Annotated in this window: 17 protein-coding genes; 9 read left to right on the top strand and 8 right to left on the bottom strand. The window is 60.5% G+C overall.

Features of this window, described 5'->3' with window-relative positions; all coding sequences use genetic code 11:
- The first annotated feature begins 3 nt into the window (after positions 1 to 3).
- Positions 4 to 870, top strand: a complete 867-nt coding sequence (locus ACSQ2W_RS24930; RefSeq protein WP_436088791.1) for a hypothetical protein — start codon at positions 4 to 6, stop codon at positions 868 to 870.
- A 177-nt stretch (positions 871 to 1,047) separates the two neighbouring features.
- The gene (gene ggt, locus ACSQ2W_RS24925; RefSeq protein WP_436088790.1) at positions 1,048 to 2,784 is read left to right on the top strand and encodes a gamma-glutamyltransferase; all 1,737 of its coding nucleotides are present in this window, start codon (positions 1,048 to 1,050) and stop codon (positions 2,782 to 2,784) included.
- A 209-nt stretch (positions 2,785 to 2,993) separates the two neighbouring features.
- Here the strand turns inward: ggt and ACSQ2W_RS24920 are convergent, their stop codons facing one another.
- The gene (locus ACSQ2W_RS24920; RefSeq protein ID WP_436088789.1) at positions 2,994 to 3,593 is read right to left on the bottom strand and encodes an alpha/beta hydrolase; all 600 of its coding nucleotides are present in this window, start codon (positions 3,591 to 3,593) and stop codon (positions 2,994 to 2,996) included.
- Between the two features lie 12 nt (positions 3,594 to 3,605).
- Positions 3,606 to 4,538 carry a VOC family protein gene (locus ACSQ2W_RS24915; RefSeq protein ID WP_436088788.1) on the bottom strand — a complete coding sequence of 311 codons (933 nt, stop codon included), beginning with the start codon at positions 4,536 to 4,538 and terminating at the stop codon, positions 3,606 to 3,608.
- Between the two features lie 91 nt (positions 4,539 to 4,629).
- Between ACSQ2W_RS24915 and ACSQ2W_RS24910 the strand changes: the two genes are divergently transcribed.
- The 6 genes from ACSQ2W_RS24910 to ACSQ2W_RS24885 all read left to right on the top strand — a co-directional run bounded on the left by ACSQ2W_RS24910 (position 4,630) and on the right by ACSQ2W_RS24885 (position 6,853).
- The gene (locus ACSQ2W_RS24910) at positions 4,630 to 4,785 is read left to right on the top strand and encodes a hypothetical protein (RefSeq protein ID WP_436088787.1); all 156 of its coding nucleotides are present in this window, start codon (positions 4,630 to 4,632) and stop codon (positions 4,783 to 4,785) included.
- 155 nt (positions 4,786 to 4,940) lie between these two features.
- A complete protein-coding gene (locus tag ACSQ2W_RS24905; protein ID WP_085995086.1) occupies positions 4,941 to 5,165 on the top strand; it encodes a cold-shock protein in 225 nt (74 codons plus the stop codon).
- Between the two features lie 151 nt (positions 5,166 to 5,316).
- Entirely contained in the window at positions 5,317 to 5,532 is a 216-nt protein-coding gene (locus ACSQ2W_RS24900) for a hypothetical protein (protein ID WP_436088786.1), read from the top strand.
- 219 nt (positions 5,533 to 5,751) lie between these two features.
- Positions 5,752 to 6,132, top strand: a complete 381-nt coding sequence (locus tag ACSQ2W_RS24895) for a DUF6481 family protein (protein WP_436088785.1) — start codon at positions 5,752 to 5,754, stop codon at positions 6,130 to 6,132.
- A gap of 152 nt (positions 6,133 to 6,284) precedes the next feature.
- Positions 6,285 to 6,539 carry an AbrB/MazE/SpoVT family DNA-binding domain-containing protein gene (locus ACSQ2W_RS24890; protein WP_436088784.1) on the top strand — a complete coding sequence of 85 codons (255 nt, stop codon included), beginning with the start codon at positions 6,285 to 6,287 and terminating at the stop codon, positions 6,537 to 6,539.
- The gene (locus ACSQ2W_RS24885) at positions 6,533 to 6,853 is read left to right on the top strand and encodes a type II toxin-antitoxin system PemK/MazF family toxin (RefSeq protein WP_436083668.1); all 321 of its coding nucleotides are present in this window, start codon (positions 6,533 to 6,535) and stop codon (positions 6,851 to 6,853) included. Before ACSQ2W_RS24890 ends, ACSQ2W_RS24885 begins: the two co-directional genes overlap by 7 nt.
- A 7-nt stretch (positions 6,854 to 6,860) precedes the next feature.
- Here ACSQ2W_RS24885 and ACSQ2W_RS24880 read toward each other — a convergent pair whose 3' ends face one another.
- The 4 genes from ACSQ2W_RS24880 to ACSQ2W_RS24865 all read right to left on the bottom strand — a co-directional run bounded on the left by ACSQ2W_RS24880 (position 6,861) and on the right by ACSQ2W_RS24865 (position 11,592).
- The gene (locus ACSQ2W_RS24880; protein WP_436088783.1) at positions 6,861 to 9,020 is read right to left on the bottom strand and encodes a mechanosensitive ion channel family protein; all 2,160 of its coding nucleotides are present in this window, start codon (positions 9,018 to 9,020) and stop codon (positions 6,861 to 6,863) included.
- 165 nt (positions 9,021 to 9,185) lie between these two features.
- Entirely contained in the window at positions 9,186 to 9,548 is a 363-nt protein-coding gene (locus ACSQ2W_RS24875) for a response regulator (protein WP_436088782.1), read from the bottom strand.
- 74 nt (positions 9,549 to 9,622) lie between these two features.
- Positions 9,623 to 11,101 carry a glycogen synthase GlgA gene (gene glgA, locus ACSQ2W_RS24870; RefSeq protein WP_436088781.1) on the bottom strand — a complete coding sequence of 493 codons (1,479 nt, stop codon included), beginning with the start codon at positions 11,099 to 11,101 and terminating at the stop codon, positions 9,623 to 9,625.
- 257 nt (positions 11,102 to 11,358) lie between these two features.
- Positions 11,359 to 11,592, bottom strand: coding sequence for a DUF2934 domain-containing protein (locus ACSQ2W_RS24865; RefSeq protein WP_436088780.1), 234 nt, complete (start codon positions 11,590 to 11,592; stop codon positions 11,359 to 11,361).
- Positions 11,593 to 11,907: 315 nt separating this feature from the next.
- On the opposite strand from ACSQ2W_RS24865, the gene ACSQ2W_RS24860 reads away from it, so the two are divergent.
- Positions 11,908 to 12,276, top strand: coding sequence for a hypothetical protein (locus tag ACSQ2W_RS24860; RefSeq protein ID WP_436088779.1), 369 nt, complete (start codon positions 11,908 to 11,910; stop codon positions 12,274 to 12,276).
- A 10-nt stretch (positions 12,277 to 12,286) separates the two neighbouring features.
- Here the strand turns inward: ACSQ2W_RS24860 and ACSQ2W_RS24855 are convergent, their stop codons facing one another.
- Both ACSQ2W_RS24855 and ACSQ2W_RS24850 read right to left on the bottom strand, forming a co-directional pair.
- Positions 12,287 to 12,967, bottom strand: coding sequence for a spermidine synthase (locus tag ACSQ2W_RS24855; protein WP_436088778.1), 681 nt, complete (start codon positions 12,965 to 12,967; stop codon positions 12,287 to 12,289).
- A 58-nt stretch (positions 12,968 to 13,025) separates the two neighbouring features.
- Positions 13,026 to 14,072 (bottom strand): glutathione synthase, encoded by a 1,047-nt coding sequence (locus tag ACSQ2W_RS24850; RefSeq protein ID WP_436088777.1) that lies wholly within the window; start codon positions 14,070 to 14,072, stop codon positions 13,026 to 13,028.
- Between the last annotated feature and the right edge of the window lies 1 nt (position 14,073).

Here is a 14,073-nt window from a genome sequence, read left to right as displayed (position 1 = left end):
GCTGTGGAAAAAGTCCTTTTTGGCGACAATCAGTTTTTTGGTGTCAACCATATGTCGGAAGACAAGGCGCGGGCGCAGGCGATGCGCTTTCAGGATGATGCGGAGGTCATCAAGGTCGTCGATATCGCCTGCGACGCCGGCATCAGGGCGTTTATGTGCACGACGCACGACCGGATCGGCGCGATCTGCGACCACGTGCGCGCGAACCCGGAGCGATACAGGGACTTCGTTTTCTACCCCTGCATGCCCTATGCCCACAAATATGCCAATGCAGTGACGGAACACGGGCCGGTGGAAGCGTTGCGGCGGTTCCTGCCGCAGGGCAATGCCCTGTCGTCGCTGATCAAGAGCGGCGTCTCACTCGCCAACAAGGACCTGGCGAGCCTTGGCAAGGTCCTGATCGACGCCGAGATGAAGATGTTCCATGGCCTTTCTACGCCAGTGATCTTTCTACAAAACGTCGTCACCGACCTGCTTCTCGGGATCGGATTCGAAGACGCCTTCGGCATTTTCGCCGAGCACATTAAAAGCAAATACGGCGCGGAGCCGGGGTTCATCACGATGAACATGCCCCGCCTCCTGGAGGCTTTGGAACGCCAGGGGATCGACAATCCTATCGTCTGCTCCAACATTAACAAGATCGGCTTCCGCATGTGTGGCGGAATGGAGCTTTACGAGGAAACGATCCGCACCAAGCGGTTCCGGCCGATCGCCATGTCGGTGCTGGCCTCGGGCGCACTCACCGCCGACGAAGCGATCTCCTATGTCGCAGGCCTCGGCAAGGTGGAATCCATCGTCTTTGGCGCCTCGAGCGCACAAAATATCAAACAAACAAAGGCGCTCATTGACCAGCACTTTAACAACATCTGACCGTCAGCCTATTAGCTCCTCAACGGCCATCAGCCGCAAGCCGCACCACTTCCATGGACGATCCCCTCTTTCCGCAAAAGGCCGGGAATCGCGTGTTTTCATATATGGAATGGGTGGCCTTGCCGCACGATCTCGGCAAAGATGCCCCATCCGAGAAACTGGAACCGGGAGACCGCCATGAAACCCGCTGCCCGTGCCTTCGCCTCTTTCGCCCTCATCTTCTCCCTCGCCCTTTCACCCGCCCTTGCCGCCTCGCCCGAACCCGTCAAGGCCGAACACGGCATGGTCGTCACCGCCCAGCACCTCGCCTCCGATGTCGGTGTCGAGGTGCTGAAGAAGGGCGGTAACGCCGTCGATGCCGCTGTTGCCGTCGGTTATGCGCTCGCCGTCGTTTACCCTACCGCCGGCAATATCGGCGGTGGCGGTTTCATGACCATCCGGCTGAAAGACGGCAAGACCACCTTCCTCGATTTCCGCGAACGCGCGCCGCTCGCCGCCACCAAGACCATGTACCTCGACGACAAGGGCGAGATCGTGAAGGGGGCCAGCACCAACGGCTATCTCGCCGTCGGCGTGCCCGGCTCGGTCATGGGACTGGAGACAGCCCGCGAGCGTTACGGCACGCTGCCGCGCGCCGAACTTCTCGCCCCGGCAATCCGCTTCGCCAAGGATGGTTTTATTCTCGAACAGGGCGACGTCGCCTCGCTTTCCAATGGCGCGAAGAAACTGGCGAAGGACAAGGCCGCCGCCGCAATCTTCCTCACACCCGACGGAAAGGCGTTTAAGATCGGCGAAAAGCTGGTGCAACCCGATCTTGCGGCGAGCCTCACGAGCATCTCCGACAAAGGTCCGGACGCCTTCTACAAGGGCGCCATCGCCGGCGACATCGTCAAGGCGAGTGCTGCGGCCGGCGGCATTCTCGCCAAGGCCGACTTCGAGCACTATGCGGTGCGCGAACTCAAACCCGTAGTCTGCAATTATCGCGGCTACGAGATCGTCTCCTCGCCGCCGCCGAGCTCGGGCGGGGTCATCATCTGCGAAATCCTCAACGTGCTGGAAGGCTATCCCCTGTCCTACCTGGGCTACGGCTCGGCCGAGACCGTGCACGCCATGGTCGAGGCCATGCGGCATGCCTATGTCGACCGCAATTCGGCGCTCGGTGATCCGGATTTCGTCGCCAATCCGGTCGAAAAACTCACCGACAAGGCCTATGCCAAGGAGATCCGCGAAAAGATCAACCCGTTCAAGGCAGGCATCTCAAAGGATCTCATGCCGAAGGGCATGGGCGAAAGCACCGAGACGACGCATTATTCGATCATCGACAAGGACGGCAACGCGGTTGCGGTCACCTATACGCTGAACGGTTCCTTTGGCGCAGGCGTCGTGGCGCCCGGAACCGGTATCCTGCTCAACAACGAGATGGACGATTTCACCTCCAAACCGGGATCTCCCAATCTCTACGGGCTGGTGCAGGGCGAAGCGAATGCGATCGAGCCGAAAAAGACGCCGCTGTCGTCGATGAGCCCGACGATCATCTCGAAAGACGGCAAGCCCTTCATGGTCATCGGCAGCCCCGGCGGCGCCCGCATCATCACGATTACGCTGGAGGCGATCATCAACGTCATCGACCACGGCATGAGCATCCAGGAGGCGATCGATGCGCCGCGGATCCACCATCAATGGCTGCCGGACAAGGTCTACATGGAGCCCTACGCATTGTCGGCCGACACGCTGAAACGGCTCACCGAAATGGGCCATGACGTCCAGATCGATGCGAGCTGGCCGATCTGGGGCCAAGCTGCCGGCATCCTCGTCGGCGGCAAGAACCTCGCCGAAATCGAGGAAGGCGGCGGCGCGCGCTACAACGGTGCGATGGACAGCCGGGCGGCAGCGGGGGCAGCCAGGGGGTATTGAGATCAAGCCGTTAAGTTGCTTGCGCGAAATTTAGCTTCCCGTCATTCCCGTGCTTGTCACAGGAATCCAGCCACGCGACGTCCGTCGCGTGAAAGCCTTATGCGCGGCTCATGAAAAGTCCCCTCGCCGCGCAGACGCGCGGCGGCTGGATCCCGGCTCAAGGGCGGGATGACGGAGGACGGGATGTACGTTGCGGGCCGTAGGAGCAATCACCCCAAAAACCGCTGCACCGCCGCGATCTCGTTCTGGCGGATATCATGCCCGCCCGTATGCCACTCGACATCCACGACTGCCTTCTGGCCCGCAAGATAGTCGGCAAGGGCCTGCGTCACCGGGGCCGGGCAGATCGGGTCACGCTGGCCGGCGGTGATCAGGATCTGTTTGCCCTCCAGCGCCGGATTGTCCTTCGGCCTGAAGGGAATGAGCGGATGCAAAAGGATGGCCTTGTCGAACAGGTTCTTCTCGATCAGCAGATTGGCAAGGATATTGGCGCCGTTGGAAAAGCCGAGGCCGATCACCTCGGACGCCTGGTGCTCCCGGGCAAGCGTGCTGACGAATGCCGCCATCTTGTCGGTCGCCCGCGCAAGGTCGGCCATGTCGTAGACACCCTCGCCGGTCCGGCGGAAGAAGCGCGCCGCCCCATGTTCGGAAACGTCGCCGCGCGGCGAGACGATCGTCGCATCCGGCAGGAGATCGCCGCCGAACTCGAAGAACTGCCGCTCGTCGCCGCCCGTGCCGTGAAAGACGAAAAAGATCGGATTTCCAGGTGCACCGGCCTTCAGCCGGTGCACATAGCCATAGTCAGTCATGATGTCTCTCCCTTAATCTTCCAGCTTTTGCAGATGCTGTTCGAGGATCGGCCGCAGGTGCTTGTGCTGCTGCGGCAGTTTCAGCGCTTCGCCGAGATGCGCTGTATCCTCGTCGCGGTCAAATCCCGGTTCATTGGTTGCAATCTCGAACAGGACGCCGCCCGGCGTGCGGAAATAGATCGCCCAGAAGTAGTCGCGGTCGATCACCGGTGTCACGTGATAGCCGGTGTCCATCAGCGCCTTGCGGACGTCCAGTTGCTTCTCGCGGTTTTCGACCGAGAAGGCGACATGGTGCACGGAGCCCGCGCCCTGCAGGCCGCGCTGGATGGTCGGCATGGTTTCGAGATCGACGAGGCCGGCGCCGTTGCCGCCGGGGACGATCAGCCGAGTGACGCCATCCTTGCTCTCAAGCGTCTCGTAACCCATGAACTTCAAGAGTTCAGCGGTCGCCCCTTCATCGCGAAGACGCATGGCGACCGAGTGGAACCCGCGGATCGCGTGATCCTTGGAAACGCCGTTCGTCGTCCAGACAGGACGGTTGTCGTCCCTGACCTCGACCATTGCAAAACCATCGCCATCGGGACCAGCAAAGTTCAACCGCTTTTCGCCAAACGTTTCTTCCGCCTTCAGACCGGTCACGCCGCGCTTGGAAAGCCGGTCGCTCCAGAAGCCAAGCGAGCCCTCCGGAACCGAGAAGACGGTCGTTCCGATTTCGCCGGTCCCCGGGCGGCCGCGGCCCATATCCGGGAACGGGAAATAGGTCATGACCGTGCCGGGTGCGCCGGTCTCGTCGCCGTAGTACAGGTGATAGACGTCAGGCGAATCGAAGTTGACGGTCTTCTTCACCCGGCGCAGGCCGAGCGTATCGGTGAAGAACTGGTTGTTGGTGCGGGCATCTGCAGCCATCGAGGTGACGTGATGCAGTCCCTTGATCTGAGTGAGCATGATCTGATCCCTTTCTGCCCGCCTGAAAACCCGGGCGTCGTTTCGCCTCCTTAGATGTGCCTATTTCCTCCGTGGGGATAGACTGACATGGATGGACGCATTGTCTCCAATTTTTGAACAGTCAAAGGAAACTGTTCGGCGATTGATTGATTCAGAGGCGATCGAGAAAGCTGAGGCGACCATCGACGGGAAGAACGATTTTGCGCAACTGAAAGTAGATGGCGAAAGAATGAAAACTAAAAGTTGACAAACGCAAAGCGTCGATCTATAAATCCGTCCATCGATAGTTGTTTGACCGATATTTGTTTCTGCCCGCGCTTGGCGCGTCTCTGACGAACTTCCCCCTTCAAAAATCGAGATTAGACCCGCCGTGCGTCGTACGGCGGTGGATACATGTTGCTATTGAAAGGGTTCGTTATGACCACTGGCACAGTTAAATGGTTCAATTCCACAAAGGGCTTCGGCTTCATTCAGCCTGATGACGGCGGCGCGGACGTTTTCGTCCACATCTCCGCTGTCGAGCGGGCCGGAATGCGCGAAATCGTCGAAGGCCAGAAGCTTGGCTACGAGATGGAACGCGATAACAAGTCGGGCAAAATGTCCGCTTGCCAGCTCCAGGCTGCCTAAATCGGACGGAGCCTCTCCGGTGACCACGGATGTACTGGCATCGTTGACGAGGCAACGCCCAATTGGAAGGTCAGGCAAATCGCCTGGCCTTTTTTCGTGGCCGATCATCGACCGCGCGGCATTCCGGTGAGAGAGACAAAGGATATTCATTGTGACCGAGAATTCGACGAAGACCCGCGAACAGGCGGAATCCGCCTTCAGCAGGACACAGACACAGTTCATGGCCCGCAACCGGACGATTTCGGAAATCGATGATGTTGCTGCCGAGCGCGACGCGAAAACGTTCAGGCTGCGGCAGTTGCGCCTCGAAAGGGAAGCCAGCACGCCCGTGAAACTTCCTGCATCAAGGAAGTCTGCAAAACGCTGATTGCTGCTGCGTTTTCCCTGCCGCCATATCGCTGCTGTTCTTCCATCGCAGTGAAACAGGACGCGAAATATGGTGGCCTATCTGTTTTTTTGGCGTTTCCGCTCTAGCTTGATGAAGCACAAAATGCGAAACGGCACATGGTGTCGGCTTTCGCGACCCGAGCTGCTCTCCGGCCAAGGGCCGGTCAAACGATAAATCTACCAAAAAGGACGACGACGATTGAGACACCCAACCGATAATGGCTTTGCCGATCGGCGCAAGGCTGCGGCGGAAGCCAAGCAGAAGCTTCTGAAGAAATTTGCATCTGCACCGAGAGCGGATGATCCGGAACTGGCCGCCAAGCTTGCCGAACGGCAGGCGAACGCGGCTGCGCGCGAAGCCCGTCGCGCCGAGCGCGACCGCCTCAAGCAGGAAGAACACGAGCGCGAGCTCGCCGAAGCCGCGGCACTGACCGCAGCGGCGGAAGCAGAGCAGAAGGCTGAAGCGACGGCCCGCGAACAGGCCGAGCGCGACCGCATCGCCCGTGTGGTCGCCGACGAAGCTGAACGCAAGGCCGAACGCGACCGGCGTTACGCCGCCCGCAAGGCTCGCCAGCGCTAAAGAACGCAATACTGACCGGGGCTGGCTGATCACCGTCAGGCGGCTCTTCTCCGCCGAGTCGTCCTTTGGAACCGGCCGCGCTTCGTTACAACATTGTTGTAACCGACGGGTATGGATGATATAGAGATATCTCCACCGAACGGGAAAGTGTGATGTTGAGCGCGGTAAAAAAAATCGGCAATTCGGCTGGGGTCATCATCCCGAAGCCGCTTTTGACGGAGTTTGGCGTCGAGGCCGGCGACAGTGTCGAACTCAAGGTTGAGGCAGGCCGGATCGTCATCGAACGAGTGATAAACCCGCCGCGTAAGGGCTGGGCGGAGGACGCCAAGCGCCTTGCCGCCGCCGAGGACGACACGCTCGAATGGCCGGAATTCGGAAATGAAGAGGACGCCGCGCTGAAATGGTAAAGCGCGGCGACGTCTGGCTTGCGGCGCTTGATCCGACAGTCGGTAGCGAAATCCAGAAAACCCGGCCCTGTTTGATCATTTCACCCGCCGAGATCCACGACCATCTGCGCACAGTCATCGTCGCGCCCATGACCTCCGGCAGCCGCCCCGCTGGTTTTCGCGTGCCCGTCACGTTTCAGGGCGTCAGCGGGCTTATCCTGTTGGAACAGTCCCGAGCGCTCGACAAGCAACGGCTCGTCAAGCGCCTTGGTTCCGTGTCAGGCGGCGTTCTCAAACAGACGCTGAAAACTTTGCGGGAACTCTACGACGAGTAGACTTCCTTCAAGCCCCCGCGCCTCCGCCTTCGGCCAGTTTCTTCTGGTCCATCGCAGCTTTCACGGTTGCTGCCGCGGCAGCTGCCGAGGATTGGTCGCCGCCTGCGACCTGGACCGTCGGCGACGCAAAGACGACGCCGTTCTGGACGAAGACCTCGCGGATCATCATGTAGGCGCGCCGGCGGATCATCGTCTGGTAGCCCGGCTTGGTCATCATGGCGAAGCTCAGACTGATGCCGTAATCGCCGAACTGCTCAACGCCCTTCATCTTGACGGTTTCGATGATGAACGGCCCGAACTCCTCGTCCGCAAGCAGGGCCGCGCCAACGCCCTTGACCATTTTGCGGACCTTGTTGATGTCGGTGTCATAGCCGACCGAGATGGTGAACTTGTCGATGACCCAGTCGCGACTCATGTTCTCGATGGCGCCTAGTTCGCCGAAGGGGACGGTGAAGATAGGGCCGCGATGGTGACGAAGCTTGACGGAGCGGACGCTGAACGACTCCACCGTTCCCTTGTAGCTGCCGGCCTGGATATATTCCCCGACGCGGAAGGCATCGTCCATCATGTAGAAGACGCCGCTGATCACGTCCTTGACCAGCGCCTGCGAGCCGAAACCGATCGCAACGCCGAAGATGCCGGCGCCCGCAATCAGCGGACCTATCTGCACACCGAGGCCGGACAGCACCATCATGGCGGCAATCAGCGCTATGGCAATCGCCAGCATGGTCCGCAGAATCGGCAACAATGTCAGGAGGCGGGCGTTTCGAGCTTTGTGGGCATCGTCACTGGTTGCGATCCGTGCGTGCTCAACCGTGCGGTTGATGACCGCTTTGGCGATCTGCCAAAGGATATCGGCGACAAGCAGAATGATCGCGCCACCCAGAACACCTTGTATAAGGCGATCGGTCATCGCTTCGCCGGTGAACATCGCGGTGTGTTTGTTGACGAGGAAGGCGAGCCAGGCGATGGCGAGCGCAATGATCCCGGCCCGCGCGCCGCGTTCGACAAGAACCTCGAACACCGGATTGCCGCCTTGGGGGGCGTCGAGCTTGGCAGCGAAGGCATTTCGCGCCGTGGCGGTCGTCGTCTTCAAAAGACCGGGCAGGATCAGGGCGTAAATGCCGAGCCACAGAATGACGATCACGCCTGCGACCCACAGACCCCACAACAGGCAGAGAAAGGCCGTCAGTGCCCATTCCATCACGCCGCGACCCTGCGGCCGGGCAAGGGCCGCGGGGCGGTTCCAGACGGTTTCGATGCCAACCAGCAGCAGGCCGAGGCCAAGCAGATAGACGACCACGCCTCGAACCGCAGGAAGGATGTGAAGCGCCGTCATCACGCCGGCAAGCGCCCAGCCTGCAAAAAGGATGCAGGAGAACCAGACGATGCGTTTGTACCAGAAGGTGCCCGAGGCGGGATCGATCGCCGCAAGTCCCGGCGGGGCCTCCGGGCCTTCAGCGGACGGCGGGCCGACGAGCAGCAGCCGGGCAATACGGATCGCAAAGCGGCATGCGATGACGCCAAGCAGCAAGGGCAGCATAATGGCGTCCAGAAGCGGCGGCCATGTCATCGCCATGAACAGCCCGAGGCTCGCCAAGCTGAACGCCACCAGTGGTGCCAGCACGGCAAAAAGATGATGGCCGGCCCGGTATAGCGGCTTGACGCCCGTCCCATCGTCCAGTGTCAGCGCCGCGTGCGCCCGGCTGCGGCTGGCGATGTGGTGGAACAGCCATTCCGCCCCGAGACCGATCAGAATCAGCATCAGGAAAAGCACAAACACGCCGAATGGGCCGTGGCCGTTGATCTCGGCGGCGATCCTGCCACCGGCACGCATGAATTCGGATGAAACCTGCGGGACGGCTTGCCCGATATCGCGCAAGTGCTGGCGGATCCTGTTGCCCCAGGCGCTGAACGTCGCCGCAGACATGTCCGCGGCGGGTTCTGCCGCTGGCGAGGCCGGCGCCGTCGCGCTCTTGTTCAGCAAGGCGCGGACTTCCGGGTCATCGAGCAGCTTGATCAGCTGATCGATCTTCTGCTCGGATACAGCCGGAGTGGGCGTCTGTCCGAAAACGGGCTGGCCGCCATAGAGCGCGGCAACAGCCATGACAACCATGATCAGCCACAGCCGCGACAAAACCGGCCGGATATTGCACGCTTTCCTCATACGCCGCCCCCAATCCGTACCGCCCGATATGCACTTTCATGCAATTCAGTAAGTTAGAGCATCGCCGGTGCACTTTGTCACCTGCCTGTGGCAACCAAGACGAGACACTTCGGTTTTGATCATTAGCTGATTTCGCGACAAATATTATGCCCCCCGGCAATCCTTTCAACCTGTCGTCACGAACGCGATGGCAGCCGCCAGCGTCTCGCTGGAATACGGCTTGGCGACCAGCTGGATACCCGGTCCTGCCTTTATGCCCTCCACCTCGCTGTGACCGGTCACGAAGATCACCGGCAATCCCGCAACCATCGCCTTTGCCCGCTCAGCCAGCAAGGCCCCCGACATGTCGGGCAGCCCGATATCGGTGACGAGAATATCGATCGAACGCTCCGACAGGATCGCCAGCGCCGTCCGCGCGTCCGCCGCATCGAAGACCGTATGGCCTTGATCTTCAAGCAGATCGATCGTGCCTGAGCGTATCAGCCAATCGTCCTCGCAGATCAGGATCGTGTACTTGGCTCCGGTCACCGCTCCACGCTCCTCTTCGACAAACGCCGCTTTTACAGCGCAATGCCGCTTATCCCGGCATACGATCGATGTCCTTACTCCGCCGCTTTCGATGGAACGATCGACATTCTCCGACGGTCCGGAATGAGCTGGGCATAGAGCGCCGCATATTGTTCAGCGCTTCGCTCCCAGGAGAAATTCGCCTTCATGCCCTGGTTCTGAAGGCGCGCCCATTTCTTCGGATCGTGATAGGCGGCGAAGGCGCGAAGAATGGAAAGACGAAGGTTCTCGGCGGTCGCCGGATGGAACTGGAAGCCGGTGGCGACCCGGGCCGAAATCGCCGCATCATTGGCGTCGATGATCGTCTCGGACAGTCCACCCGTGCGTGACACCACGGGCACGGCGCCATAACGCAGGGCATAAAGCTGCGTCAGACCGCACGGCTCGAAGCGGGACGGCTGGATGATGACGTCGGCGCCACCGTGGATGAGATGGGCTGTTGCCTCGTCATAGCCGATCCGGACGCCAATGCGGTCGGGGTGGCGTCCGGCGGCAGCGAGAAGTGCCGTCTCTATGTGTTCCTCGCCCTTGCCGAGCACGACCAGCCGGCCGCCGAGATGCGAGATTTCCTCGGCCACCTCGGCCAGCATATCGCCGCCCTTCTGCCAGGTCAGCCGGGTAACTGCCGCGAAGATCGGTCCAGGGCCATCATCGAGCCGGAAGGTTTCCAGGAGTTTCGCGCGGTTCCGGCTTCTTTGCCTTATGCTCTTGTGGTCATAGTTGGCGGGAAGATGGGCGTCCGTAGCGGGGTTCCAGATCTCCATATCGATGCCGTTGACGATACCAGTCAGCGCCCGCGGTCGCGAACCAAGAGCGCCCGCCATGCCCATGCCAAGCTCGGGCGAAATCACCTCGCGGGCATAGGTGGGGCTGACGGTGGTAATGGCGGTGGCGGTGCGGATGCCGCCCTTGAGATAGCTGACATCGCCGTAATATTCGAGGCAATCGAGCGAAACGGCCTCAGGCGGCAGGCCGATCTGGCTGACGACGGAGGTCGGGAACTGGCCCTGAAAAGCCAGATTGTGGATGGTCAGCACGCTTGGCACGTTCCGGGCATTGGTCGAATATTTCATGTAGACGGAGGTCAGCGCCGTCTGCCAGTCATGCGTGTGAACGACGTCCGGCGACCAGTTCCGGAGCAGACCACCGGCGATGGCAGAAGCCACGTAGGAAAGGACCGCGAACCGCTTCCAGTTGTCGGCGTGATCGTGGCCTGTCTCGTCGAGGTAGGGGCCGCCGGGGCGTGTGTAGAGCGCCGGCACGTCGAGGATCAACAGGTCGAGCTGCTCATAGCGGGCTTCCAAAAGAGAGGCCGGGGCACCGAAGAGATTGGGAAAGAAATGAACTTGCTGGGCGCCGGTGAGCTTGGCAAACAGCGTGGGATAGCCCGGAACGAGTGTACGCGTGTAGCAGTTGTAACCGACAAGAGCCTTGGGCAACGAGCCCGTTACGTCAGCAAGGCCGCCGGTCTTGATCAATGGAAAGATTTCCGACGTCACCGAAAGTATCTTCACGCAGGTCACATTCCTTGTACGGACGGTTACGATCACAAGCAGCGGCACGACCGCTCTCGCCATCCCATGATGTTGCAAAGCGAAGCCGATGTCCGCAGAAAAGCGCATCGAGTGCCAAAAAAATCGTGCTGCAAAACACGCTCGCGAATTGGCGCGCAAAAAATCCGGCCGGATTTCAAAGCCAGATGCGTGCCAACCGAAATTGTCGTTTGATCCGTCTGCGGAGTGTCGGTTTGCCGGCACTCCGCAAGGCAGATTCAGACTGTCCTGGTGCGCTTCTTAGGCGCGGGCTCGCTCACCGGGTCGTTCTTGACGACCGAAAGTTTCGAGGTCTTGGCAATCTTCGGCGAAATACCGGCAACGGCGGCTTCGTCCTTCAGTTGCCGCAATGCCTCCAGCCAATGCTCTTCGTCACTACCGTCCGGGCAGCCGGCGGCTTCCCAGAGAGCGTATGCTCGTGTCCTGACGTCGTCTTCGCTGATATCCGTCATCTGCTTCTCCTTGCATATGGCCAACAATAACTGCGACGAGAGCGCTTGGTCCCGCCTGAAAGCCCGAACGTGCAATTTTTCCGCGTGGATATTTCAGACTGCAAAACCGGGAATTTCAGGATGACGCGTTTCCCAAGATTGCGAAAAGGACACGTCAAAACACCAATCGCAGGTCAGCTTACGCTGACTTCGATCGCTGGCAAAAGACATTTCATCCGGCGCAAGCTTTTTTTGCACAGTCTTGGGTGGAACCGAAAGCGGCGCTACCCGTTATATATTGCGCTGGCCAGGCGGCTGGCTTTTGAGGAGTGCGCCATGAAAACAATCGCTCTCGTTCTGGCGCTGGCCGCGACTCCGGCTGCCGCCCAGTCGGTGAAGGTCGAAGACCTGTGTATAAAAGTCGCGAAACATCTACTGATGACAGAGAATCTGCACACCGGCGTCGTCCAATCATTTCCCGAACTCAAACCGCCCGGCGCTCGCATGACCTATTCGACCCGCGATGGGGTCGAGAAGAAGGACATGGTCGACACGATCTCCTGCGAATTTACCAAGACGACTGCACCGTTCGGATTGCAGCGTTTCTGCCTTGTCAGCACCTGCTATTCGGCCGGAGAGAGGAACCCGGACAACAGGCGCCGGTTCGAGGAGGTCCGCACCCTGCTGGAACGGGAAGGCCTGTAGCCCGCCAGAGCTACTTGCCGCACTTCGTCGCCATCCAGATGACATGGCGCGCGCCGCCGCCCTTGGTGCTGGCGCGCACCTTCAGTTCTTCCACGACAAAACCGGCATCGCGCAGGCGCCGCATAAAACCGGCATCCGGCGCCGATGACCAGACAGAAAGAATGCCGTTCGGCCGCAGTGCCGTGCGTGCGGCGCGCAGGCCAAACGCGCTGTAGAGATCGTCATTGGCCTTGCGGGTCAGGCCCTCCGGCCCATTGTCGACATCGAGAAGGATCGCATCATATTCGGCGGTCGCCGGCTGGATCAGGCGGCCCACATCGCCTTCTCGGATGGTTACACGAGTGTCATCGAGACAGCCGCCGAACACGTCCGCCATCGGGCCCCGCGCCCAGGCAACGACGGAGGGAACGAGTTCGCCGACGGTCACGCGCGCATCGGCGGGAAGTTCAGCCAACGCGGCCCGCAGCGTAAAGCCCATGCCGAGACCGCCGATCAGCATATGTGGTCGAGGGTGGCTGCGGATCCTTTCATAAGACAGGCGCGCCAGCGCTTCCTCGGAGCCGCTCAGTCGGCTGTTCATCAGTTCGATGGCGCCGAGCATGATGGAAAATTCGCTGCCGCGCTGCTTCAGGCGCAGTTCGCCACCGCCGTCCGGCATTATTGCCGTGTCAATGTGGGTCCAGGGGATCACGGGCACTTCCAATCGTCTAAGGCGTTTGGCGATAGCACATATGGCGGTGCAATACAGCTCAAAGCGTCGCCAGCGCCCGATTGGAAATCGAACCTGCATAGGTCTTGCGGATAGCCAGCTTGTCTTCCAACGCCGCGACGATTTCCTCGGAGAAATCGATCTTGTGCATGCCGGCGACATCGGGAAGTCCTCCGGGCGTGAAGACGTTGATCTCCAAGATCTTGTCGCCGACGATATCGAGCCCGACGAGGAACATGCCGTCCTCGATCAGTTTCGGGCGGACCATCTCGGCGATCGCCAGAATGCCGTCGGTAATCTTCGCCGCCTCCGCCGTGCCGGCGGCATGCAAGTTCGAGCGCAGATCTCCCTTGGCCGGAACGCGCCGGAAGGCGGCATAGACGCCGTCGCGCATCAACGGCTTGCCGTTCATCAGGAAAAAGCGGGTATCGCCTGCCTTGGCCTCCGGCAGGTAGGCCTGCGCGATCAGGTAACCCTCGCCGCTGACCGCCTCGAAAATCTGGTTGAGGTTGGCATCGTTGGGCGTTGCGATCTTGAAAACATTCTTGCCGCCGGAGCCCTGCAGCGGCTTGATGATCACGCCCTTGCGGTGATCGGCGATGAAGGCACGGATTTCCTCGATGCTCTTGGAAATCAGCGTGGTCGGGCGCACGGCTTCCGGGAAACCCTGGAAATAGAGCTTGTTCTGCGCCAGCGTCAAACCTGACGGATCGTTTACGACGATCGTGCCGCGCTCGCAGGCAAGACGACCGAACATTGCGCCGATGTGCGCTGCCCAGGGGCGATCTTCGGAATCCAGCGAGGGATCATTGCGCAGGAAGATGACGTCAACCTCGCGAACGTCGATCGTCCGGACCTCGGCATTCTTGCTCTGGAAGGCCGCGTGAAAGGCTTGCGTATCCTTGTATCTCGCCGTTGGCACGATCGTCACGCGGATCATCAGGCTATCATCCGGACGCAGAACGAACGCGGCAGGCGTGATGTAGCAGACGTCGTGTCCACGGGCGACGGCCGCCATTGCCAGCGACGTCGTCGTAAAACCGGGCTCCTCGCCCTCGATCGAGTTGACGAAGAATGCGACGCGCATG

The sequence above is a fragment of the Pararhizobium sp. LjRoot255 genome (assembly GCF_964252905.1).
In the GTDB taxonomy this organism is placed as follows: Bacteria; Pseudomonadota; Alphaproteobacteria; order Rhizobiales; family Rhizobiaceae; genus Pararhizobium.
The sequence above is the reverse complement of the archived record's forward strand: the minus strand, read 5'-3'. Positions and strand labels throughout refer to the sequence as shown.

What these genes read in the sequence shown, in the direction of transcription:
- ggt (WP_436088790.1), top strand. Translation starts at nt 1,048, where the DNA reads ATGAAACCCGCTGCCCGTGCCTTCGCCTCTTTCGCCCTCATCTTCTCC.
- ACSQ2W_RS24920 (WP_436088789.1), bottom strand. Translation starts at nt 3,593, where the DNA reads ATGACTGACTATGGCTATGTGCACCGGCTGAAGGCCGGTGCACCTGGA.
- ACSQ2W_RS24915 (WP_436088788.1), bottom strand. Translation starts at nt 4,538, where the DNA reads ATGCTCACTCAGATCAAGGGACTGCATCACGTCACCTCGATGGCTGCA.
- ACSQ2W_RS24910 (WP_436088787.1), top strand. Translation starts at nt 4,630, where the DNA reads ATGGACGCATTGTCTCCAATTTTTGAACAGTCAAAGGAAACTGTTCGG.
- ACSQ2W_RS24890 (WP_436088784.1), top strand. Translation starts at nt 6,285, where the DNA reads ATGTTGAGCGCGGTAAAAAAAATCGGCAATTCGGCTGGGGTCATCATC.
- ACSQ2W_RS24885 (WP_436083668.1), top strand. Translation starts at nt 6,533, where the DNA reads ATGGTAAAGCGCGGCGACGTCTGGCTTGCGGCGCTTGATCCGACAGTC.
- ACSQ2W_RS24880 (WP_436088783.1), bottom strand. Translation starts at nt 9,020, where the DNA reads ATGAGGAAAGCGTGCAATATCCGGCCGGTTTTGTCGCGGCTGTGGCTG.
- ACSQ2W_RS24865 (WP_436088780.1), bottom strand. Translation starts at nt 11,592, where the DNA reads ATGACGGATATCAGCGAAGACGACGTCAGGACACGAGCATACGCTCTC.
- ACSQ2W_RS24860 (WP_436088779.1), top strand. Translation starts at nt 11,908, where the DNA reads ATGAAAACAATCGCTCTCGTTCTGGCGCTGGCCGCGACTCCGGCTGCC.
- ACSQ2W_RS24850 (WP_436088777.1), bottom strand. Translation starts at nt 14,072, where the DNA reads ATGCGCGTCGCATTCTTCGTCAACTCGATCGAGGGCGAGGAGCCCGGT.